Genomic DNA, 23,860 nt, shown 5'->3' on the forward strand with positions numbered 1-23,860 from the left:
CTTTATTACAGACAAAAAAAAGGCGACTCATCAGTCGCCTTTAAAATCAATTTTCTAACGCCGCCTTCTGCGTCGCTACAATGGATTCGATTCCCCCTCGGGCCAACGCCAGTAGGGTGAGAAGTTCTTCATGGCTGAATGGCTCACCTTCCGCCGTGCCCTGAACCTCTATAATGCGACCGTCTTCAGTCATCACTACGTTCATATCGGTTTCTGCAGCAGAGTCTTCAACGTACTCGAGGTCGCAGAGCGCTTCACCGTTAACAATGCCCACGGAAACCGCGGCGACCATCCCTTTCATCGGGTTAGTTTTCAGTTTACCGCTCGCGACCAGCTTGTTCAGCGCATCAGCTAACGCAACACATGCACCGGTAATTGATGCGGTGCGCGTACCGCCATCTGCCTGGATAACATCGCAGTCCAGGGTAATGGTGAACTCACCGAGCGTCTTCAGGTCAACGGCAGCGCGCAACGCGCGAGCGATCAGACGCTGGATTTCCATGGTACGACCACCCTGCTTACCTTTCGCCGCTTCACGGGCGTTACGGGTGTGTGTGGCGCGTGGCAGCATGCCATATTCTGCGGTGATCCAACCCTGGCCCTGACCTTTCAGAAAACGCGGTACGCCTTCATCAATAGAAGCGGTACATAGCACTTTGGTATCACCAAATTCGACCAGCACGGAGCCTTCAGCGTGTTTTGTATAATTACGGGTCAGGGTGACGGGACGCACCTGATTGGCACTACGACCTGCTGGACGCATGATAAAATCTCCGGCTTGAAACGAATGTGGCTGCGCATTATACGGACTTCCGACTGTTATTCCTATCCTGACAAGACGTGGATGGCTATAATCCTCCCATCTCATCTTTAAAAACAGGAACGTCTATGATCCGCAGCATGACCGCTTACGCCCGGCGTGAAATCAAGGGTGAATGGGGTAGCGCTACCTGGGAAATGCGCTCGGTAAACCAGCGTTATCTGGAAACTTATTTTCGCCTGCCGGAGCAGTTCCGTAGTCTCGAACCCGTAGTTCGCGAACGTATTCGCACACGTCTGACGCGCGGTAAAGTCGAATGTACGCTGCGTTTTGAGCCTGATGCCAGTGCACAGGGCGAGCTGATTCTGAATGAAAAACTCGCTAAACAGCTCGTTAGCGCTGCTAACTGGGTCAAAATGCAGAGTGATGAAGGTGAAATTAACCCGGTTGATATCCTGCGTTGGCCAGGCGTAATGGCAGCCCAGGAGCAAGATCTGGACGCCATTGCCGCCGAAATCCTCGCCGCGCTTGACGGTACGCTGGATGACTTTATCGTTGCGCGTGAAACCGAAGGACAGGCACTGAAGGCGTTGATCGAGCAGCGTCTGGAAGGCGTCAGCGCCGAAGTGACGAAGGTACGTGCGCATATGCCGGAAATCCTGCAATGGCAGCGCGAGCGTCTGGTAGCCAAACTGGAAGATGCTCAGGTGCAACTGGAAAATAACCGCCTTGAGCAAGAACTGGTGCTGATGGCACAGCGTATCGACGTGGCTGAAGAACTGGATCGCCTGGAAGCTCACGTCAAAGAAACCTACAACATTCTGAAGAAAAAAGAGGCGGTTGGCCGTCGTCTGGACTTCATGATGCAGGAATTCAACCGTGAGTCGAATACTCTGGCATCGAAGTCTATCAATGCCGAAGTGACTAACTCCGCAATTGAACTGAAGGTATTGATCGAGCAAATGCGCGAGCAAATTCAGAATATCGAGTAAGTCACCATCTCACGTAGCCCGTCAATAAACGGCGGCGCTACGTGCTTTTCCCGACGCTATCAGTTCTCATCTATGCGACCAGGCTTATATTTTCTCATCATTTATTGTCACCACCCATATCACAAAGCGCATGCCATAACGTGTTTACAACAATTTCGCATTAGCTGTAGTTATTAGAATCACTTCACCTTAGAAAATCTCAATCGTGACAGTGCGCACAAATCGTTAACCTTAGCCCCCAGTAAATCAGGGGGAATACATGCTGTTACACGTTTTATACTTAATTGGTATTACTGCCGAAGCCATGACCGGTGCGCTTGCGGCTGGGCGTCGTCGTATGGATACATTTGGCGTCATTATCATTGCCACCGCGACAGCCATTGGCGGTGGTTCAGTACGCGATATTCTTCTCGGCCATTATCCGCTCGGCTGGGTAAAGCACCCTGAATACGTCATTATCGTAGCCACTGCCGCGGTACTGACCACTATTATTGCTCCCGTGATGCCCTATCTGCGCAAAATATTCCTCGTACTGGATGCGCTGGGCCTGGTGGTCTTTTCTATTATCGGGGCTCAGGTGGCACTGGATATGGGCCATGGACCGATTATCGCCGTGGTCGCTGCGGTCACTACCGGGGTTTTCGGCGGCGTATTACGCGATATGTTCTGCAAACGCATCCCGCTGGTGTTCCAGAAAGAACTGTATGCCGGCGTATCATTTGCCGCTGCCGTGCTGTACATCGTGCTGCAGCATTATGTCTCCAGTCATGATGTGGTGGTTATCTCTACCCTGCTCTTCGGCTTTACCGCCCGACTACTGGCGCTGCGCCTGAAGTTAGGTCTGCCAGTATTTTACTATCGCCATGAAGGCCATTAAGGCATAAATCCCGCGATCCGCTGAGCAGCTAACCAGTTGCTCAGCGCTGTGACCTCTCGATCCTCCAGCCACTGAATAACCTGCCGTGCCCGCTGCTCCCCCATGGAAGGAAGCTGCCGCCAGCTTTGTTCATCGCGTTCTTGCAATTGCTGCCACGAACCATCCCTGCTGGCATTCAGCGTTGCCTGTGTTAACGGTATTCCCATGGCAATCACCCAGCGCGTGAACGGAAGATCGCGTGACAGGTTGAATTGATGCCATAACTTCTCCCCTTTGCTTACACCAAATGTGGACTGTAGTTGTTCCTGAGTTACCCCGAGCCAGGAAAAGATATGCTCAAAACGATACGCCTGGTGGAGCTCCCGCCATCCCGCCTCGCCGATGCCCTCCAGCCCCAGCACCTCTTTGGCCCCCAGCCAGACCAGTCTGGCAACAAACTGTTCCTGGCACTCCGCTGTGGCATAAAAACAGGTTAATGAATTGAAGCGCCCCTCAGGTGGCACTGGCTTACTACGCTGGGTACTGCGCCAGACCACCTCATCTATACGGGGGATCCCTTGTCCGGCCAGGCTCACCAGAATCTGATCGCCAGGCGCGATATCCCATTCATTCCAGCGTCGAACGGAGCCAATATTGACGCGCTGTACGCGTTTATCATCCAGCATGACGGGAGTCAGCAATGCTACCACCGCAATTTTCCCGCTTTTACCAACGGAGAACTGAATACCGGTTACCTCAGACACCCTGGCCACGGGAGGATATTTCCACGCAGCCAGCCAGTCTCCCTGTCCGGGTAGCCAGTATCGTGCCTGCGGCTCTTTTCCTGTTCGCACGACCACGCCATCAGTGACAAAAGGTAATGCTGAAGTCCACCACTTTGCTCGCACTTGCTCTACGTCATCCGCACTCTTCACGGCCTTGGTAAAATGTTGCGTGAAACTGAACCCGGCAGCAGTGAGCTGCTCCAGTCTTTCAGACATGACCGCAGGACCATCGGGCCAGGCCCAGATAAAAATAGCCAGCGAGCCTAATAATTCTGGATTGCTCTGGCGCATCATCAATCCAGCAACCTTCGAGCGGGCGTTCATTCCCCCTCTCTGCTTCTGAATATGCCCCTCTTGCTGCAAAAAAATCTCACCCTGCAACGTACTGTTAGCGAGATTCCCCTTGGTGGAATGTGGTACGGAAGGGATCTGAAGAACCTTTTGCGTCCAGTCTTCGCCTTTCAGGCCATTACCACGGCTAATCGCCCGTACCAGATTGCCATTGCGATAGACTAACGTCACTGCCACGCCATCCACCTTCGGTTGCACCCAGAGATCGCTGCGCGCGTGCATCCATTGCTGTAGCGCTTGCTTATCGGCAAGTTTTCGAACACCCGTGTGGGGAACGGGGTGCGATACTGTGCCACCCATTGGTGGCGCAGACAGATCTGGTGGAACTTCATCACCAAAACAGCGCTGCCATTGAATTAGTTGCGCATTGAGCTGGTCATAAACGCCGTCATCTACGGCACTTTCACCCTGTTTCCAGTAACTGTCATTCCACTGTGTTATCTGCTGCTGTAGTCGTGAAATTTCCTCGTTTGCCCTGGCAGGTGACCAGACGGGGCATACCGCCCATGCGGGTAGATACCCCATTAGCAAAACCAGCCCTATGCCTTTCCATAATCCCATGTTACCTCCGCTGAGCACTGCATTTCCTGGCAGGTATAGCGCGAAATAATAGGGAAACAGAGCGGCAAAAAAGCATCCTGCGAGCAACGTTCCTGACATTTGCACGTATTGCTGCAAATCATCGATAAAACAGGAAACTGATACGCAAAACGCAATAAACATGCGCAAAAAGTGTGACAAGGGCTACGTCACATAGCGGCTACGTGTATAATAAGCCCGTATGTAGGCTCTCTTTCGACAATCACATACATTAAGATACTCATGGCTCAAGGCACGCTTTATATTGTTTCTGCCCCCAGTGGCGCGGGTAAATCCAGCCTGATTCAGGCTTTATTAAAGACCCAACCGTTGTATGACACCCAGGTTTCTGTTTCGCACACCACGCGCGCACCGCGCCCGGGGGAAGTGCACGGTGAACACTATTTTTTTGTGAACCATGATGAATTCAGAACCATGATTGGCAGAGACGCGTTCCTGGAACACGCGGAGGTTTTCGGTAATTACTACGGCACCTCACGTGAAACCATTGAGCAAGTATTAGCATCCGGCGTAGACGTCTTTTTAGATATCGACTGGCAAGGTGCGCAGCAAATTCGTGAAAAAATGCCGCATGCGCGCAGTATTTTTATTTTGCCGCCATCTAAGATTGAGTTGGATCGCCGTCTGCGTGGCCGCGGTCAGGATAGCGAAGACGTGATCGCAAAACGTATGGCGCAAGCTGTTGCAGAAATGAGCCATTACGCCGAATATGATTATCTTATTGTGAACGATGATTTCGATACCGCCCTGGGCGATTTGAAAACCATCATTCGCGCCGAACGTCTGCGCATGAGCCGCCAAAAGCAGCGTCATGACGCTTTAATCAGCAAACTGTTGGCAGACTGAACCCACATTCAGTATCATGCCCAGTCATTTCTTCACCTGTGGAGCATTTTAAGTATGGCACGCGTAACTGTTCAGGACGCTGTAGAGAAAATTGGTAACCGTTTTGACCTGGTACTGGTCGCCGCGCGTCGCGCTCGTCAGATGCAGGTAGGCGGAAAGGATCCGCTCGTACCGGAAGAAAACGATAAAACTACCGTTATCGCGCTGCGCGAAATCGAAGAAGGACTGATCAACAACCAGATCCTCGACGTGCGTGAGCGCCAGGAACAGCAAGAGCAGGAAGCCGCTGAATTACAAGCCGTTACCGCTATTGCTGAAGGTCGTCGTTAATCACAAAGCGGGTCGCCCTTGTATCTGTTTGAAAGCCTGAATCAACTGATTCAAAACTACCTGCCGGAAGACCAGATTAAGCGTCTTCGGCAGGCGTATCTCGTTGCACGTGACGCTCACGAGGGCCAGACACGTTCAAGCGGTGAACCCTATATCACGCACCCGGTAGCGGTAGCCTGCATTCTGGCCGAGATGAAACTCGACTACGAAACGCTGATGGCTGCGCTGCTGCATGACGTGATTGAAGATACCCCAGCCACCTATCAGGACATGGAACAGCTTTTTGGTAAAAGCGTTGCAGAGCTGGTAGAAGGGGTATCGAAGCTTGATAAGCTTAAGTTTCGCGATAAGAAAGAGGCGCAAGCCGAAAACTTTCGCAAGATGATTATGGCGATGGTGCAGGATATCCGCGTCATTCTCATCAAACTTGCCGACCGTACCCACAATATGCGCACGCTGGGCTCATTACGCCCGGACAAGCGTCGCCGAATCGCCCGTGAAACCCTCGAAATCTATAGTCCGCTGGCACACCGTTTAGGTATTCATCACATTAAAACCGAGCTGGAAGAGCTGGGTTTTGAAGCGCTATACCCGAACCGCTATCGCGTGATTAAAGAAGTGGTTAAAGCCGCTCGCGGCAACCGCAAAGAGATGATCCAAAAAATCCTCTCGGAAATCGAAGGGCGTTTGCAGGAGGCAGGTATTCCGTGTCGCGTAAGCGGGCGTGAGAAGCACCTGTACTCTATTTACTGCAAAATGGTGCTCAAAGAGCAGCGTTTTCACTCCATCATGGATATCTACGCATTTCGCGTCATCGTTCATGATTCCGATACCTGCTATCGCGTACTCGGCCAGATGCACAGCCTGTACAAACCACGTCCTGGCCGCGTGAAAGACTATATTGCCATCCCAAAAGCGAACGGATATCAGTCTTTGCACACCTCAATGATCGGCCCTCATGGCGTCCCAGTTGAAGTACAGATTCGTACTGAAGACATGGACCAGATGGCAGAGATGGGTGTCGCAGCGCACTGGGCTTACAAAGAGCACGGCGGCGAAAGCAGCACCACTGCGCAAATCCGCGCTCAACGCTGGATGCAAAGCCTGCTGGAACTGCAGCAGAGCGCCGGTAGCTCGTTTGAATTTATTGAAAGCGTTAAATCTGATCTCTTCCCGGATGAGATTTATGTTTTCACACCGGAAGGGCGCATTGTCGAACTGCCCGCCGGTGCAACGCCTGTCGACTTCGCCTACGCCGTGCATACCGATATCGGTCACGCTTGCGTCGGCGCGCGCGTCGACAGACAGCCTTACCCGCTTTCACAACCGCTCTTTAGCGGTCAGACAGTTGAGATTATTACCGCCCCGGGTGCGCGCCCGAATGCCGCGTGGCTCAACTTCGTCGTCAGTTCGAAAGCGCGCGCCAAGATTCGCCAACTGCTGAAAAACCTCAAGCGCGATGATTCCGTCAGTCTGGGCCGTCGACTGCTCAACCATGCCCTGGGCGGTAGCCGTAAACTGGCTGAGATCCCGCCAGAGAGCATCCAGCGTGAGCTTGAGCGCATGAAGCTCGCCACTCTTGACGATCTGCTCGCAGAAATCGGTCTGGGTAATGCCATGAGCGTGGTGGTAGCGAAAAACCTCCAGCAGGGCGAAGCAACAGCGAACGTACCGGCACAATCTGGCCATGGTCATCTGCCGATCAAAGGTGCAGACGGCGTGCTGATCACCTTCGCGAAATGCTGCCGTCCAATTCCAGGCGATCCCATCATTGCCCACGTCAGTCCGGGTAAAGGTCTGGTGATTCACCATGAGTCCTGCCGTAATATTCGTGGCTACCAGAAAGAGCCAGAGAAATTTATGGCGGTGGAATGGGATAAAGAAACAGAGCAGGAATTCATCACTGAGATTAAGGTGGATATGTTTAACCACCAGGGTGCTTTGGCGAACCTGACGGCGGCAATCAACACGACCACCTCCAATATTCAAAGCCTGAATACGGAAGAGAAAGATGGTCGCGTCTATAGCGCCTTTATTCGCTTGACCGCTCGCGATCGCGTGCACCTGGCAAATATCATGCGCAAAATCCGCGTCATGCCGGACGTGATAAAAGTCACCCGTAACCGTAACTAGAACACGTTTTATGAATGAACAGCGCTATGCACGTATCCGCGAGATGCTCGCACGTCGTCAGCCCGATCTGACCGTCTGCATGGAGCAGGTTCACAAACCTCATAACGTTTCTGCGATTATTCGTACTGCAGATGCGGTCGGCGTGCATGAAGTCCACGCCGTCTGGCCGGGTAGTCGTATGCGCACCATGGCCTCTTCTGCCGCAGGCAGCAACAGTTGGGTGCAGGTGAAAACTCACCTAACTATTGGCGATGCGGTCACACATTTAAAAAACCGCGGCATGCAGGTTCTGGCAACTCATCTGTCAGATAAAGCCGTGGATTTTCGCGAGATTGATTACACGCGCCCCACCTGCATCCTGATGGGCCAGGAGAAAACCGGCATCACTCAGGAAGCGTTGGATCTGGCAGATCAGGACATCATCATTCCCATGACTGGCATGGTGCAGTCGCTGAACGTTTCGGTCGCCTCCGCGCTGATTCTGTACGAAGCACAACGCCAGCGGCAAAACGCTGGGATGTACCGACGAGAAAACAGCATGCTGCCACAAGACGAGCAGCAGCGCTTACTGTTTGAAGGCGGTTATCCGGTGCTGGCGAATGTCGCTAAGCGCAAAGGTCTTCCCTACCCTCACGTAAACACGCAGGGCGAAATTGAAGCCGATGCAACGTGGTGGGCCACTATGCAATCTGCGAGATAAACGCGATGAAAGGCCGTTTACTGGATGCCATCCCACTCAACTCTCTGACCGGCGTTGGCGCAGCGCAAAGCAGTAAACTGGCGAAAATTGGCCTGCACACCGTACAGGACCTCCTGCTACACCTCCCTCTGCGTTACGAAGACCGTACCCATCTGTACCCAATTGGCGAACTACTGCCGGGCGTCTATGCCACCGTTGAAGGCGAAGTGCTGAACTGCAATATCACCTTCGGCGGTCGCCGGATGATGACCTGTCAGATCAGCGATGGCTCCGGCATTCTCACCATGCGCTTTTTCAACTTCAGCGCAGCAATGAAAAACAGCCTAGCCACCGGTCGCCGGGTGCTGGCCTACGGTGAAGCCAAACGCGGGAAATACGGCGCAGAGATGATCCACCCGGAATACCGTGTGCAGGGCGATCTCAGCACGCCGGAATTACAGGAAACGCTTACCCCTGTTTATCCGACTACCGAAGGCGTGAAGCAGGCCACGCTGCGCAAGCTGACCGATCAGGCACTGGATCTGCTCGATACTTGCGCCATTGCCGAACTGCTACCGCCAGAGCTGTTACAGGGCATGATGAGCCTGCCCGAAGCACTGCGCACGTTGCACCGCCCCCCACCGTCGCTGCAACTCAGCGATCTGGAAACAGGACAACATCCGGCGCAGCGACGTCTGATTCTCGAAGAACTGCTGGCGCATAATCTCAGCATGCTGGCACTACGCGCCGGGGCACAGCGTTTTCATGCCCAGCCGCTGAGCGCAAACAATGCGCTGAAAGATAAGCTGTTGGCGGCGCTACCATTTAAACCGACTGGCGCACAGGCTCGCGTTACCGCGGAGATCGAACGTGATATGGCACTGGATGTCCCAATGATGCGCCTGGTACAGGGTGATGTCGGCTCAGGTAAAACGCTGGTTGCGGCGTTAGCCGCCCTGCGCGCTATCGCACATGGTAAGCAGGTTGCGCTGATGGCCCCCACCGAATTATTGGCTGAACAACATGCGAATAACTTCCGCAGCTGGTTCGCGCCGCTGGGCGTTGAAGTGGGCTGGCTGGCGGGCAAGCAGAAAGGCAAAGCGCGTCTGGCGCAACAGGAAGCCATCGCCAGCGGTCAGGTGCAGATGATTGTCGGTACTCATGCAATTTTCCAGGAACAGGTTCAGTTCAACGGTCTGGCACTGGTTATCATCGACGAACAGCACCGCTTCGGGGTGCATCAGCGTCTGGCGCTGTGGGAAAAAGGTCAGCAGCAGGGTTTCCACCCGCACCAGCTAATCATGACTGCCACGCCAATCCCGCGCACGCTGGCGATGACCGCCTATGCCGATCTCGACACCTCAGTAATTGATGAACTCCCACCGGGACGTACCCCGGTCACCACGGTCGCCATTCCGGATACCCGCCGCAGCGATATTATTGATCGCGTGCGCAACGCCTGTACCCACGAAGCGCGCCAGGCATACTGGGTCTGTACGCTGATTGAAGAGTCTGATCTGTTAGAAGCTCAGGCAGCAGAAGCAACGTGGGAAGAGCTTAAGATTGCGCTGCCAGAACTCAATATTGGCCTGGTACACGGCCGTATGAAGCCCGCCGAGAAGCAGTCAGTAATGGCGGCCTTTAAGCAGGGTGAACTGCATCTGTTGGTTGCCACCACAGTGATTGAAGTGGGCGTGGACGTGCCAAACGCCAGCCTGATGATTATTGAAAACCCGGAGCGCCTGGGCCTGGCCCAGCTGCATCAGCTACGTGGCCGCGTAGGTCGTGGCGCGGTGGCCTCCCACTGCGTCCTGCTGTACAAATCACCGCTGTCTAAAACCGCGCAGAAACGCTTGCAGGTTCTGCGAGACAGCAACGACGGGTTCGTGATTGCGCAAAAAGATTTAGAGATTCGCGGCCCCGGCGAGCTGTTAGGTACTCGCCAGACCGGAACGGCAGAATTCAAGGTCGCAGATTTACTGCGTGATCAGGCGATTATCCCGGAAGTTCAGCGCATTGCTCGCCATATTCACGAACGCTATCCGCAACAGGCCGTGGCGCTAATAGAGCGCTGGATGCCGGAAACCGAACGCTACTCCAACGCATAGTCGATTCATAGCGGCGGCGGATGTTACCCCGCCGCACAGCCGTTATTGCGCAAAAATCGGTAACAGCAGATACAGCTTAATCACCAGCGCGTTGACGATATCGATAAAGAATGCCCCCACCATCGGCACCACCAGAAACGCCATATGGGATGGCCCAAAGCGTTCGGTAATCGCCTGCATGTTGGCAATCGCCGTCGGCGTCGCGCCGAGGCCAAAACCGCAGTGTCCAGCAGCCAGCACAGCGGCATCGTAGTTCTTACCCATCATGCGCCAGGTAACGAATATCGCATACAGCGCCATGAAAATGGTCTGCACAACCAGGATTGCCAGCATCGGCAAGGCCAGAGAAGCCAGTTCCCATAGCTTCAGGCTCATCAGCGCCATCGCCAGGAACAGTGACAGACTAACGTTACCCAGCACAGAAACCGCACGTTCGAACACCCGGTAGAAGCCCAGTAGCGCCAGACCATTGCTGAGGATCACCCCAACAAACAGCACGCAAACGAAGGTCGGCAGTTCCAGTACCGTTCCAACCAGCATTTGCGCAACGATTTTCCCCACCGTCAGACAGATAGCGATCAGCGCGATGGTTTCAATCAGCACCAGTGAGGTGATCATGCGTCCGACGTCCGGCTTTTCAAATGCGGTCGGCACAGCCTGATCGTCCGGCATACCGTCTGGCGTGGTGGAGTGTTTGACCAGATAGCGTGCCACCGGGCCGCCAATCAGCCCACCCAATACCAGACCAAACGTTGCGCAAGCCATCGCCACTTCAGTCGCATTGGTGAAGCCGTAACGTTCAATAAACAGCTTGCTCCATGCGGCCCCGGTTCCGTGTCCACCAGAGAGGGTGATCGAGCCAGCAATCAGGCCCATCAGCGGGTCCAGACCCAGCAGGGTCGCCATACCAATACCGATGGCGTTTTGCATCAGCAACAGGCCAACAACCACAATCAGAAAAATACCCACCACGCGGCCACCAGCACGCAAACTTGCGATATTGGCGTTCAGACCGATAGTGGCGAAGAAGGCCAGCATCAACGGATCGCGCAGGGTCATATCGAAGTTAACTTCCCAACCCATGCTTTTTTTCAGCACCAGCAGCGCAATCGCCACCAGCAGGCCGCCCGCTACGGGTTCGGGAATGGTGTATTTTTTCAGGAAGGAAACAGACTGGACGAGCTTACGTCCCAGCAGCAACACAAGGGTTGCCGCAACCAGCGTTGATAACGTATCGAGATAAAACATTTACAGCTCCATTAGTGCGTTTAGCACAATCACGCACGATGCATTCCAGACCGATTTTTAGCTCTTATTGAGTTTTCGGGGTGGATTTTAAGCAGAAAATGATGAAAAGTTATATAAAAATGTTTGTTTATCCGTTTTAAATATTAAGAATACCTGCTAGCAAACGTTTGCTTTTCTGCCCTGGTCAGATAAAATCACCGCTTTTCCACCATGGGATTGCCTCTGATGTCCGTTAACGCCGTAGAGTCAACAAATGCGCAACCGGTTGCGCAGACTCACAACAGTGAACTGATTTACCGTCTTGAAGATCGCCCCCCGTTAGCCCAGACCTTGTTTGCCGCCTGTCAGCATCTGCTGGCCATGTTCGTCGCGGTAATTACTCCCGCTCTGTTAATTTGCCAGGCGCTTGGTTTACCGGCTCAGGATACTCAACACATTATCAGTATGTCGCTGTTCGCCTCCGGCGTAGCTTCTATCATTCAGATCAAAGCCTGGGGGCCGGTAGGCTCAGGGCTGCTATCCATTCAGGGCACCAGCTTTAACTTTGTTGCGCCACTGATTATGGGCGGTACGGCGCTAAAAACCGGTGGCGCAGATGTCCCAACCATGATGGCGGCGCTGTTCGGTACGTTGATGCTGGCAAGCTGCACCGAGATGGTTATCTCACGCGTACTGCATTTGGCGCGGCGGATCATTACCCCATTGGTCTCAGGCGTGGTGGTGATGATTATCGGCCTGTCGCTGATTCAGGTGGGTCTGACATCAATTGGTGGTGGCTATGCCGCAATGAGCGACAACACCTTTGGTGCACCGAAGAATTTACTGTTGGCAGGCGTTGTACTGGCACTAATCATCCTGCTTAACCGTCAACGCAACCCTTACCTGCGTGTTGCGTCATTGGTGATTGCGATGGCGGCAGGCTATCTGCTGGCCTGGTTTATGGACATGCTGCCGCAAAATACCGCACCGGTAAGTCAGGACCTGCTAATGGTGCCAACGCCGCTGTATTATGGCCTAGGTATCGACTGGAGTTTACTGCTGCCGCTGATGCTGGTCTTTATGATCACCTCGCTGGAAACCATCGGCGATATTACGGCCACCTCTGATGTCTCCGAGCAGCCGGTTTCTGGTCCGCTGTATATGAAACGCCTGAAAGGCGGCGTGCTGGCGAACGGTCTGAACTCGTTTGTTTCCGCTGTGTTCAACACCTTCCCGAACTCCTGTTTTGGACAGAACAACGGGGTTATTCAGTTAACGGGCGTTGCCAGCCGCTACGTCGGTTTTGTGGTGGCGTTGATGTTGATCGCGCTGGGCCTGTTCCCGGCGGTCAGCGGTTTTGTACAGCATATTCCTGAGCCAGTACTGGGCGGGGCAACGCTGGTAATGTTCGGTACTATCGCCGCATCCGGCGTGCGTATTGTGTCCCGCGAGCCGCTGAACCGCCGCGCGATTTTGATTATCGCGCTGTCGCTGGCCGTCGGCCTGGGCGTCTCCCAGCAGCCGTTGATCCTGCAGTTCGCCCCAGACTGGGTGAAAAACCTGCTCTCTTCCGGCATTGCCGCAGGCGGTATTACCGCTATCGTTCTGAACCTGGTGTTCCCACCAGAAAAGCAATAAGCAAACAGCGGCGTTGATTCTGAATCAACGCCGCTGTAACGCTCTTTCACCATTCCCGCCTTGAGCATTGCGTCTAAATCGTGCATAACTTGACTATGTGCACTTCGCGGGATGGAAGACCATGAAATTTATTGGAAAGCTGCTTCTTTACGTGCTGATCGCCCTTGCAGTGGCGATCCTCGGCCTTTATTTTCTACTGCAAACCCGCTGGGGCGCAGAGCACGTCAGTGCCTGGGTTTCACAGAACAGCAGCTACCATCTGGCCTTTGATGCCATCGATCACCGGTTTTCTTCCCCTTCCCATATTCTGCTGGAAAACGTCACCTTTGGCCGGGATGGTCAGCCCGCCACGCTGGTCGCCAAAACGGTCGATATTGGACTCAGTAGCCGCCAAATCACCGACCCGCTGCATGTAGACACCATTTTGTTGCAAAACGGCACGTTGAATCTTTCCCAGCAAACCGCGCCGTTACCGTTTCAGGCCGATCGTCTGCAATTGCAGGATATGGCGCTTAACAGCCCCGGTAGCGAGTGGAATCTCAGCGCCCAGCGCGTTAACGGCGGCGTCATTCCCTGGAGCCCTGAGGCAGGTAAAATTCTCGGCAGCAAAGCGCAAATTCAGCTCAGCGCCAGTTCGTTGACGCTCAACGATGTCCCGACCACCAACGTCTTGATTGAAGGCAGCATTGACCATGACAGGGTGACACTTAGCAATATTGGCGCAGACGTGGCACGTGGAGCATTAACCGGCGTAGCGCAACGCAATGCCGACGGGAGCTGGGTAGTGGAGAATCTGCGCCTGAATGATATCCGGCTACAAAGCGACAAATCGCTGGCCGACTTTTTTGCCCCGTTAAGCACCATTCCTTCCCTGCAAATTGGTCGTCTGGAGATAACGGATGCCCGTCTGCAAGGCCCTGACTGGGCGGTGACGGATCTCGATCTGAGCTTGCGCAACATGACCTTCAGCAAGGACGACTGGCAAACTCAGGAAGGAAAATTGTCGATGAACGCCAGCGAGTTTATCTACGGCTCTCTGCACTTCTTCGATCCGATTCTGAACGCCGAGTTCTCACCACAGGGCATTGCGCTGCGCCAGTTCACCACCCGCTGGGAAGGCGGTATGGTCAGAACATCCGGAAACTGGCTACGCAGCAACAAAGCGCTGGTCCTCGATGATGCCGCGATTGCCGGTCTGGAATACACGCTACCGGAAAACTGGAAGCAGCAGTGGATGAAACCTCTGCCAACATGGCTAAACAGCCTGACGCTGAAGAAATTCAGCGCCAGCCGCAATCTGGTAATTGATATCGACCCGAGTTTCCCGTGGCAGCTCACCGCGCTTGACGGTTACGGCGCTAACCTCGGGCTGGTACAGAACAATCAGTGGGGGATCTGGAGCGGGAGCGCCACCCTCAACGCCGCTGCTGCTACCTTTAACCGCACGGATGTACGTCGTCCTTCGCTGGCGCTGACGGCGAACAACAGCACCATCAATATCAGCGAACTGAGCGCCTATACGGAAAAAGGGCTGCTGGAGGCCACCGCCAGCATTTCTCAGTTGCCTCAGCGCCAGGCTCAGATCAGCCTGAACGGACGCGGCGTGCCAATGACGATCCTGCAGCAGTGGGGCTGGCCCGCACTGCCGCTTTCCGGCGATGGTAATATTCAGCTTACCGCCAGCGGCAATATTCAGGCCGATACGCCGTTCAAGCCAACGGTCAACGGGCAACTACATGCGGTGAACGTGGAGAAACAGCAGGTCACGCAGACTATGCAGGCGGGAGTGGTTTCAGGGAGTGAAGTCACAGCACCACCACCTGCGCAATAATTTATTGCCCGGTGGCGCTTCGCTTACCGGGCCTACTCACGCTCATAAACGAATATATTCACTGCACAACAGCCACTTCACCGGCTCATCCTCTTCAATCGCCGGGAAGCGACCGCCAGGTTCCAGAAAGTGGTTGTCATGCTGGTCGTCATTGACCATCGAGATTTCCCAGCCCAGCACGAACGCCTTCTCCGCCCAAAAGCGATGATACAAGCGCGGCGGCAGGCACACCCCCTGTCCCGGTTTCAATACCAGCGTCTCGCCAGCGTCAACGGTACGCCGCTGACCATCGACGCTAACTTCAACAATACGCCGTGCGTCATACCCATCATCAGGCGTGGCCCATGCCAGCTGCATACATAAGTCACCGCCGCCGCGATTCACGATATCTTCCATTTTATGGCGATGAAAATGCCATGGCGTTTGCTGATCCTGCTGAATTTGCAGCATCTTTTCGGCGTACGGTTTGGGGTAATCCGCTGACCCCATCAGACCATTGCGCAACGTCAGTAACGTCAGTCCCGTTTGCGCAAAATCTCCACGCCCAAAGTCGGTAATATCCCAGCCCAGCTGGAGATCGCGCACTTCACGCCACAGAGATTGATCCTGTTGCCGCCAGGCATCGATCGTAAAATACGCAAAATCAGGCAGACAGACCCGAAAAGTCTCGGCGATGGCATGCGCTTTATCGACGGCATAATTAATATGTGAACGCTTCATTCCACTTTTCCTTGTTGCGAAAGAGGCGGGTCGCCCCGCCTGCATGCCGTTAGTAAAGTGATGCTTTGCCGGTTGAACCGAACAATTTCATTTTGTGGCGGATCACGTCCCGCGCGGCGCTAATGGCTTCTGGGTAGATTACGTTCGGGTCCCACCAGGTTTCTTTCGCCAGGATTTCGCGGACTTTCTGGAAGTAGGCATATTTCATATCGCTGGAAATGTTGATTTTGCCAACACCCAGCGTCACGGATTCGGCAATTTCCGCATCCGGGTTCGCGGAACCACCGTGCAGCACCAGCGGAATATCCACACGCCCGGCGATGTCGCGCAGGATGTTCATTTGCAGCTCTGGCTGCATCCCTTTCGGGTAGATCCCGTGCGCGGTTCCAATCGCCACCGCCAGCGTGTCTGCACTGGTTCGGGCGATAAAATCCTCTGCCTGAGCAGGATCGGTATAAGTAACCTTCGACACGCCGCCTTCCACTGACGTCCCGGTCTGACCAATCGTACCCAACTCCCCTTCCACAGAAACACCTACCGCATGCGCCAGCTTGACCACTTCGCGGGTCAGCGCCACGTTCTCTTCATACGGCAGCAGCGAGCCATCAATCATCACCGAGGTAAACCCACACTGAATCGCCCGCAGCACATGCTCAACCGAAGCGCCGTGGTCCAGATGCAGAGTAAACGGCACTGGGCTACGCATCGTGATATCACGGACGTAGCTAAAAAAAGCATCGCCGACAAAATCATGTTCGCTGGGGTGAATGGAGATAATCGCAGGGGTGTTGGTCGCTTCCGCTTCCTCCACTACTGCACGTACAAAGCAGCTGTCCGCCACGTTGAATGCGCCGATAGCAAAACCGTGCTGACGAGTAGGTTGCAGTAATTCTTTCATCGAAACTAACATGTTAATTCTCCAGTTTCAGGGTGTAGAAAGCCCTGCCAGTGCGTCATCGCAGAGGCATAGAAGGCGTTACAGAAAATGAATCAGGCTTTGCCGATAGCGCCGCTGGCCTGCAGGTACGGAATAATGGCTTCCTCGCAGGCCTGTTCCATCAGGGCCAGGGCATTAACGAGTTCACCGGATGTGTCACGACACAGGGTATGCAGTAGCGCAGCCTTTCCGGCTTCGAAAACCGCCGCACCAACGTTTATCTTGGCGACACCAAACGTCGGGCAACGCTGTAGCTGATCAAACGGCGTCCCGCTGCCGCCATGCAGTGCCAGAGGTACCGTTGATAACCGGGCTATTTCCTCCAGCCGCAGGAAATCAATAGCAGGTGTGATACCCGGCGCGTACATGCCGTGTGCCGTACCCACCGACACCGCCAGCAAATCGATCCCGGTCTGTTGGATAAAGGGTTCCACGTCGGCGGCCTGAGTCATCAAATCAGCGTTAGCGGCATGGTCATAGCGCGGAGCATCGGCCAGATGGCCCAGCTCGCCTTCCACGCACAGAGAAACGCTGGCTGCGAGCTCGACCACTGCACGGGTCTGGCGAATGTTCTCCTCCAGCGCAAAGGCGGAGGCGTCGATCATTAACCCGCTGAATCCGGCGCGAAAAGCCTGACGAATGCGTACAGGATCCTTTCCATGATCCAGCGCCAGCGCGACCGGTACTGATGCTTCCTCTGCCAGCGTTTTGACGACCGCAGCGGCTATCGGGGCCGGAAAATGCTCCAGATGCCCCTGATACAGATTCAGGATGATGGGCGCACGGTGTTTCTCTGCCACCCGAACCGCCGCGCGGGCGCTTTCCAGGTTCATGCAGTTAATGGCCAGCAGCGCGTACTGCTCACGCCAGGCTTTCGTCACCATGCTTTTCATATCGGCAAACATACGGCCTCCGGTTATTCCAGGGTGAAGGTGATCTCTTCGTCTTTCAATTTTTGATCGCTGAGTTCATCAAACTCTTCGTCACGCTCGGTCACCGGTTTCTTCCACAGCGACAACATGACACCGCAAATCACTGTGCCGATCCCCAGCGCCAGGCAAAACAGCAGCGGATGCGTAAAGAGCGGAACCACAAACATGCCGCCGTGCGGTACCGGGCTTTCGACACCCCACACCATAATCAGGCCGCCCGCAATCGCCGAGGCCACCACGCAGGAGCCCACCACGCGCAACAGGTCACGCGCTGCAATCGGAATGACCCCTTCGGTAATCATGCAGATCCCCATCGGGAATGCCGCTTTCAGCGCCTCGCGCTCCGCACGGGTGTATTTGTGACGCGTCAGCAGGAAAGAGAGCGTAATGCCGAACGGAGGGATCATCGAACCAACAAACTTCACCGCTTCCGGACCGTACACACCGCTGACCAGCATGCCGTCAGCAAACAGCGACATGGTTTTATTCACCGGTCCGCCGAAGTCGAATGTCGCCATCGCACCGAGGATAGCGCCCATCAGAAAGCGGGATCCGCCCTGCATGGACTCCAGCAGATGAATCAACGCGTCCTGCAGCCAGGCTATCGGCTTGCCAATCAGCGTCATCATCAACAGGCCGCCAATGACGGTACTCAGTACCGGCAACACCATGATGGGCATCAGCCCCTGCATCGACTGTGGCAAACGGATATAGCGCTTAAGTAGCAGTACGGTATAACCGACCAGGAACCCGCCCAGCATCCCGCCGATAAAACCGGTATGAATTTCGCCGCAAACAAAGCCGACAATCAGGCCCGGCGCAAATCCGGGACGATCGGCAATGGAGTACGCAATCGCCGCACTGATCAGCGGTACGATTAACCCCATCCCCCAGCCGCCAATCTGGTTGAGCATCCAGGGTATGGTTCCTGTTTTTTCACCCACGTTAGTGCCGCCAAGTATTTGCCCGAGAGCAATACAGATCCCGGCGGCGACAATTAACGGGATCATCCACGAAATCCCCGTTAATAAATGTCTTTTTATTTCCTGAGATAGCGGAATTTTATTTTCACTCATGTGAAATCCCTCCAGAATGAGGATCGCTACTGGTTATTATTAACTAATGATTTTTCGACCTTTTCAAGAAACTGAATGGGCGATTTTATGACGATTTCGGTTTTCACTCGCACAATGCGTTTATTTGAAAATCGTTCCTCCCCTTTTATTTTGACATCGACAGCAAGAATTACGACATCAGCTGCAGAAATATCCTCTGTCAGCAGTTCGTTCTCCGTGCCGATAGTTCCCTGGGTTTCAACTCTTATATTATGACCAAGCGCTTTAGCACCTTTAATTAGCTTCTCACGGGCAATATAGGTGTGCGCAATACCCGCCGTACAGGCGGCAACACAAACAATATTCATAACATGCTCCACTTTTTATTTAGCAGACATTGGATTCAGCATATTGGCTAAAAAGCTCAATAATTTTCTGTGGACTGCTTTCGACTAACAGTTGTTCAATAATGTCGTCATCCGCCAACGCGCCGGCAACCTGCGAAAGCAGACGAATATGTGTAGTGTTTTGATCTTCAAGACGTACGGCAAACAGAATGATGCAGCGCACGTTGCTGCCATCCAGGGTTTCCCAGGGAATATCCTGGCGGGTACGCCCAATTGCCAGCGTGGTATTGACCACCGCCGAGGATTTCCCGTGCGGGATCGCAATATGATTTTCGAAGCCGGTCGAGCCTTCTGATTCACGCTGCCAGACATCCTGAATAAACGTTTCCCGACAGCTAATTGCCCCATCTTTTTGCAGAATATCCGTCAGTTCCTCAATAGCCTCCGTTTTGCTTGTGGCCTTCATGTCCAAAATAACGCGATTTGTATTGAGTATTTTCGTGATGTCCATCAATCATACCTCATGGAGTTCAGACATTAATTTTCGACGACCAGCGACGTCGCCCGATGTAATTTTTCCGTAATAACCGTTTCTGTTACCCGCTTAATATCTGCATCATTGAAAAAGGCGGTGACATACACGACCGGCATAGCAACGGCAGGTAAATTTATCGTCGATACCACCAGTTCAATATCGTCCGTCAGTACGGAGGGCAGGCTGCCTGCCGATACCACGCCGACGATAGTCCAGTCCGGAAAGGCGCGCAGAATACGGCTTTTGAGTAAGTGAGAGGTGCCAATACCGGTTGAGCAGACCAGCAGCACGCGCTTACGCGCTATCTGCCGCTCCATTGCGGCTTGAAAATGCACGGTTAAATATCCCACCTCATCTTCCGACACGGCCCGCTCGCCCCAGCTGCTAAACACCCGATTCACCGCGCACTGGGTCAGACGCCACACGTCCTGCAACTCGCCTTTAATATCCTCCAGCAATGGATTGCGAATGCGGATCTGGTAGTTCAGGCGGTTAATCAGCGGCTTAATGTGGATCAGCAATCCGTCATAAAGCGCCGTGTCCTGGCTAAGATCGCTGTCGACCATCTCGGCAAAGGAGGCAATCAACCGATGGGTAATCAAACGCGCTTCGTCGCTGGAGTGCATATGGCCAATCACGCTCACGTCGTTATGCTCTTCAATTACCACGCCGGAAGAGATAATGTATTGATAAATAAACCAGACTTCGTCTTCCGGCAGCGGGTGGGCAATGCGTTTTTCAATATGCTGAATCATCCGGCTGGCAATGGAAAAAATATTCTCGTCACATGAGGTGATATTTTCATCTTTTCTCGGCAGCGCATTGCCCCGCGTGATGCGGTACATCATGATCAAAATATGGGTAAAGATATTGACGTAATAAGGCTCGCCCAGAGACCAGCACAGGTCGTTCTCCATTTCCTGCAATAACGTCTGGACAAATAAAACATCTTCTTCACCAAAGTAATGCACTAAGGCTTTATAACTGCCCGGGTCAAGGCGTGAATAAACCACGTTACCAGGTTCATTATGGTTAATCACGCCGTTAATCAGTGACGCCATCGCCTGGCGTACACCGCTCTCGCTGCCTTCGATATGCGTGCCGCTCTGACTGCGAATCAACGACAGGCCCAGTGGGGTAATCCAGGATTCAATTACTTTCAGATCGTTAACAATCGATGCGCTACTAATGAAATAACGTTCGGATAATTTACTGATCGACGTTTCATGCGGCGTTTCGCTTAATAACTGTGAGGCTATCTTGACTCGCCGTGAATTATTCATCATGCCGTCAGTATCATCACCTTCCGATCCTAATAACTGATCCATATATAAAAGGTCGGTAATATTATCGGAACTTAATATCACCCCAGCACCAGCACGTTTATCGATGGTTATTTTCCATTCTGATAACCATGGTTCCAGTAAACGCAGATCGCGCTGCACAGTTTTCTCTGAAACAGATAAATACTCGGCAATTTTCAGCAGCGTGACATATTCCTTCTTAGACAGAAGAAACTTTAATAATCTGTTTTGTCGCGAGGTAATCATTTGCATTATTTACCCTTATCACACACCAGATTAAATAGCTAAAGAAGCGCTTATGCTCCACGTGTAATCCGTGATGATAAATATAAGAGGACTACGATGCGTCAACAATACTAAATCGTGTCCAGTAATCCGGACAGAAATAAGACAAAAAGAGGAAATAGTGAGATATTTACGGCGCAGATCACATTTTTCGCGGGAATCAGAGTGATACCGCTCGCAAATATGCAGAGATAAAAATTTAATTCAGGATGATTTGGATTTTCAGATCTGGAATGCTGCTCGCAGCGTGGGCCGGATAAAACGCATCCGGCACCACGTCGACACATACTTACAAGGTAATCGTCAGCTCACTGCCCTGTGGAGTAATAACTACACCCAGCTCGCTGCCCATATGCGACCCGCATTTAATGCCGCCAATTTCCTGAATATTTCGCAGGCACAGCGTCCAGTTACGTGCCTCACCGTTCCCTTTCACAGTGATGGTATTACCTACACGCGTCGCCTTCAGCGTGAAGATAACCGAGCCGTCCATCGCAGGCACTTCACACACCGCTTCCCGGCCCTCCTGCAGATGGAACAGCTGGAACGCGGTTCCTTCATGCCAGGCGTAGTCCGGCTTCTGGTTATTGCTGCCCAGCGCCAGCAGAGTGTTCTCGCGCACGTAGACTGGCAGACTCAGGAAGCCATGCTGCTGTTTATGCCAGCGACTGCCAGACACCTCGTCGTTACGCCACAGATGCGTCCAGCGTCCTTCCGGCAGGTAAAACTGCACATCGCCCGCCTCGCTAAACACCGGCGCAACCATCACGCTATCGCCCAACATGTACTGGCGGTCGAGATAATCACATGCCGGATCGTCCGGGAACTCCAGCATCATTGCGCGCATCATCGGCGTTCCTAGCTCATTGGCGCGCGCCGCTTCGCGATACAGATACGGCATCATGCGGCATTTCTGCTCGGTGAAGTAGCGCACCACATCGCAGGATTCGCCATCGTACGCCCACGGTACACGGTAGGATTTGCTACCGTGCAGACGGCTGTGGCTGGAGAGCAGCCCGAACGCACACCAGCGCTTGTAGACGTGCGCCGGGGCAGTATTCTCAAAGCCGCCAATATCGTGACTCCAGAAGCCAAAGCCGGACAGACCAATGGACAACCCGCCGCGCAGGCTTTCGGCCATCGATTCATAGTTGGCATAGCAATCGCCGCCCCAATGCACCGGAAACTGCTGCGCGCCGACCGAAGCTGAACGGGCAAACAGCACCGCCTCTTCTTCACCGACAGTCTCTTTCAGCACGTTCCACACCAGTTCGTTGTAGATGTACGCATAATGGTTATGCATTTTCTGCGGATCGGCACCGTCAAACCACTGAACGTCAGTAGGAATGCGTTCGCCAAAGTCGGTTTTGAAGCAGTCAACGCCAATATCCATCAGACCTTTCAGCTTATTGGCATACCACTCACAGGCTTGCGGATTAGTGAAGTCGTAAATCGCCAGGCCCGGCTGCCATTTATCCCATTGCCACAGGGAACCGTCCGGCCGCTTGAGCAGATAGCCTTTCTCTTTCAGCTCTTTGAATATTGGCGATTTCTGGCCAATATACGGGTTAATCCACACGCAGACCTTCAGCCCTTTTTCTTTCAGGCGGCGGATCATGCCTTCCGGATCCGGGAAGGTCATCGGATCCCACTCAAAGTCGCACCACTGGAAGGCTTTCATCCAGAAGCAGTCAAAGTGAAAAACGTGTAGCGGCAGATTGCGCTCGGCCATGCCGTCGATAAAGCTGTTGACCGTCGCTTCGTCATAATTGGTGGTGAACGACGTGGTCAGCCACAGGCCGAACGACCAGGCGGGCGGCAGCGCGGGACGGCCAGTGAACTGGGTATAACGGTTCAACACGTCCTTCGGCGTTGGGCCGTCGATGACGAAATATTCCAGATACTCGCTTTCCACGCTGAACTGCACTTTCGACACTTTCTCAGAGCCGATTTCAAACGACACGCACTGCGGATGGTTCACCAGTACGCCGTAACCGCGGTTGGTGATATAGAATGGGATGTTCTTGTAAGATTGCTCGGTGCTGGTGCCGCCGTCACGGTTCCAGGTTTCTACCGTTTGCCCGTTACGCACCAGCGCGGTAAAGCGCTCGCCCAGGCCATATACCGTTTCCCCGACGCCGAGATCCAGGCGCTCAAACATATAGTTTTTCCCGCTGTTGGTATCCTGCACGTAGCCGTTGTTTTTCAGCTGGCTGCCGGTAATACGTTCGCCGTTACGCAGGAAATCCAGCGACCAGAATTCCCCTTTGGTTACGCGCACGCTCAGGTTACCGCTCTTCAGTTCGGCAATCTCAGCGGTGTTGCGCATCTCGACCTTCACATCCTGCAGCACATTGAGCGGGTAATGCGGACCGGTATCCAGCGCCCCCTGGAAGTGCTCCATACGCACACCGACCACGCCTTCCTGCGGCGAGAAGAAGCGCAGGGTAAACAATGGGGTATCCAGTTGCCAGGTACGTTCACGCACATCGCGCGGCGCAACGTAGACAATCATCTCATTGCCCTGCTGTTCAACCTCGAACACCTGTATCGGGTTAATCACGTTCAGACCGGGCTGAATCAGCCAGTTTCCATCGCTAATTTTCATC

General features: G+C 53.7%; 20 protein-coding genes. 9 read left to right on the forward strand and 11 right to left on the reverse strand.

Going from position 1 to position 23,860, the window contains the following annotated elements; translation table 11 throughout:
- Positions 1–46 precede the first annotated feature (46 nt).
- Positions 47–763 (reverse strand): ribonuclease PH, encoded by a 717-nt coding sequence (rph, locus tag WN16_RS03035; protein ID WP_003024054.1) that lies wholly within the window; start codon positions 761–763, stop codon positions 47–49.
- 125 nt (positions 764–888) lie between these two features.
- On the opposite strand from rph, the gene WN16_RS03040 reads away from it, so the two are divergent.
- Positions 889–1,752: a YicC/YloC family endoribonuclease gene (locus tag WN16_RS03040; RefSeq protein WP_003024052.1), complete on the forward strand. Its 864-nt coding sequence runs from the start codon at positions 889–891 to the stop codon at positions 1,750–1,752.
- A gap of 259 nt (positions 1,753–2,011) precedes the next feature.
- Positions 2,012–2,629: a trimeric intracellular cation channel family protein gene (locus WN16_RS03045; RefSeq protein ID WP_003024049.1), complete on the forward strand. Its 618-nt coding sequence runs from the start codon at positions 2,012–2,014 to the stop codon at positions 2,627–2,629.
- On the opposite strand, the gene ligB is transcribed toward WN16_RS03045, so the two are convergent.
- Positions 2,626–4,305, reverse strand: a complete 1,680-nt coding sequence (ligB, locus tag WN16_RS03050; RefSeq protein WP_044700505.1) for an NAD-dependent DNA ligase LigB — start codon at positions 4,303–4,305, stop codon at positions 2,626–2,628. The two genes, WN16_RS03045 and ligB, sit on opposite strands and share 4 nt — an antisense overlap.
- 261 nt (positions 4,306–4,566) lie before the next feature.
- Between ligB and gmk the strand changes: the two genes are divergently transcribed.
- From gmk to recG, 5 genes are read left to right on the forward strand one after another with little or no spacing between them, the layout of a single operon-like run.
- Complete coding sequence (gene gmk, locus WN16_RS03055) at positions 4,567–5,190, forward strand: guanylate kinase (RefSeq protein WP_003024042.1); 624 nt, start codon at positions 4,567–4,569, stop codon at positions 5,188–5,190.
- 54 nt (positions 5,191–5,244) lie between these two features.
- Positions 5,245–5,520, forward strand: coding sequence for a DNA-directed RNA polymerase subunit omega (gene rpoZ / locus WN16_RS03060; RefSeq protein WP_000135058.1), 276 nt, complete (start codon positions 5,245–5,247; stop codon positions 5,518–5,520).
- A gap of 18 nt (positions 5,521–5,538) precedes the next feature.
- A complete protein-coding gene (gene spoT / locus WN16_RS03065; RefSeq protein WP_003024038.1) occupies positions 5,539–7,653 on the forward strand; it encodes a bifunctional GTP diphosphokinase/guanosine-3',5'-bis pyrophosphate 3'-pyrophosphohydrolase in 2,115 nt (704 codons plus the stop codon).
- A 10-nt stretch (positions 7,654–7,663) separates the two neighbouring features.
- Positions 7,664–8,353, forward strand: coding sequence for a tRNA (guanosine(18)-2'-O)-methyltransferase TrmH (trmH, locus tag WN16_RS03070; protein WP_016151178.1), 690 nt, complete (start codon positions 7,664–7,666; stop codon positions 8,351–8,353).
- A gap of 5 nt (positions 8,354–8,358) precedes the next feature.
- Positions 8,359–10,440 carry an ATP-dependent DNA helicase RecG gene (gene recG, locus WN16_RS03075; RefSeq protein ID WP_003837591.1) on the forward strand — a complete coding sequence of 694 codons (2,082 nt, stop codon included), beginning with the start codon at positions 8,359–8,361 and terminating at the stop codon, positions 10,438–10,440.
- Between the two features lie 42 nt (positions 10,441–10,482).
- Here recG and gltS read toward each other — a convergent pair whose 3' ends face one another.
- Entirely contained in the window at positions 10,483–11,688 is a 1,206-nt protein-coding gene (gene gltS / locus WN16_RS03080; RefSeq protein WP_003024029.1) for a sodium/glutamate symporter, read from the reverse strand.
- Between the two features lie 225 nt (positions 11,689–11,913).
- On the opposite strand from gltS, the gene xanP reads away from it, so the two are divergent.
- Complete coding sequence (gene xanP / locus WN16_RS03085) at positions 11,914–13,305, forward strand: xanthine/proton symporter XanP (RefSeq protein WP_003024026.1); 1,392 nt, start codon at positions 11,914–11,916, stop codon at positions 13,303–13,305.
- Positions 13,306–13,426: 121 nt separating this feature from the next.
- A complete protein-coding gene (locus WN16_RS03090; protein WP_044700455.1) occupies positions 13,427–15,136 on the forward strand; it encodes an AsmA family protein in 1,710 nt (569 codons plus the stop codon).
- Between the two features lie 42 nt (positions 15,137–15,178).
- Here the strand turns inward: WN16_RS03090 and WN16_RS03095 are convergent, their stop codons facing one another.
- The 8 genes from WN16_RS03095 to yicI form a co-directional block, all read right to left on the reverse strand.
- Entirely contained in the window at positions 15,179–15,856 is a 678-nt protein-coding gene (locus tag WN16_RS03095) for a D-lyxose/D-mannose family sugar isomerase (protein WP_032937161.1), read from the reverse strand.
- Positions 15,857–15,905: 49 nt separating this feature from the next.
- Complete coding sequence (locus WN16_RS03100; RefSeq protein ID WP_044700458.1) at positions 15,906–16,766, reverse strand: ketose-bisphosphate aldolase; 861 nt, start codon at positions 16,764–16,766, stop codon at positions 15,906–15,908.
- Between the two features lie 80 nt (positions 16,767–16,846).
- Positions 16,847–17,698: a class II fructose-bisphosphate aldolase gene (locus tag WN16_RS03105; protein WP_032937159.1), complete on the reverse strand. Its 852-nt coding sequence runs from the start codon at positions 17,696–17,698 to the stop codon at positions 16,847–16,849.
- 11 nt (positions 17,699–17,709) lie between these two features.
- Positions 17,710–18,801, reverse strand: coding sequence for a PTS fructose transporter subunit IIC (locus WN16_RS03110; RefSeq protein ID WP_003837581.1), 1,092 nt, complete (start codon positions 18,799–18,801; stop codon positions 17,710–17,712).
- Positions 18,802–18,827: 26 nt separating this feature from the next.
- Complete coding sequence (locus WN16_RS03115; RefSeq protein ID WP_003844521.1) at positions 18,828–19,148, reverse strand: PTS fructose transporter subunit IIB; 321 nt, start codon at positions 19,146–19,148, stop codon at positions 18,828–18,830.
- A 19-nt stretch (positions 19,149–19,167) separates the two neighbouring features.
- Positions 19,168–19,638 (reverse strand): fructose PTS transporter subunit IIA, encoded by a 471-nt coding sequence (locus tag WN16_RS03120; protein WP_008786490.1) that lies wholly within the window; start codon positions 19,636–19,638, stop codon positions 19,168–19,170.
- 26 nt (positions 19,639–19,664) lie between these two features.
- The gene (locus tag WN16_RS03125) at positions 19,665–21,218 is read right to left on the reverse strand and encodes a PRD domain-containing protein (RefSeq protein ID WP_003844519.1); all 1,554 of its coding nucleotides are present in this window, start codon (positions 21,216–21,218) and stop codon (positions 19,665–19,667) included.
- 322 nt (positions 21,219–21,540) lie between these two features.
- Entirely contained in the window at positions 21,541–23,859 is a 2,319-nt protein-coding gene (yicI, locus tag WN16_RS03130) for an alpha-xylosidase (RefSeq protein WP_044700461.1), read from the reverse strand.
- Position 23,860 lies beyond the last annotated feature (1 nt).

The sequence above is a fragment of the Citrobacter sp. ABFQG genome, assembly GCF_004322975.1.
GTDB lineage: Bacteria > Pseudomonadota > Gammaproteobacteria > Enterobacterales > Enterobacteriaceae > Citrobacter > Citrobacter freundii.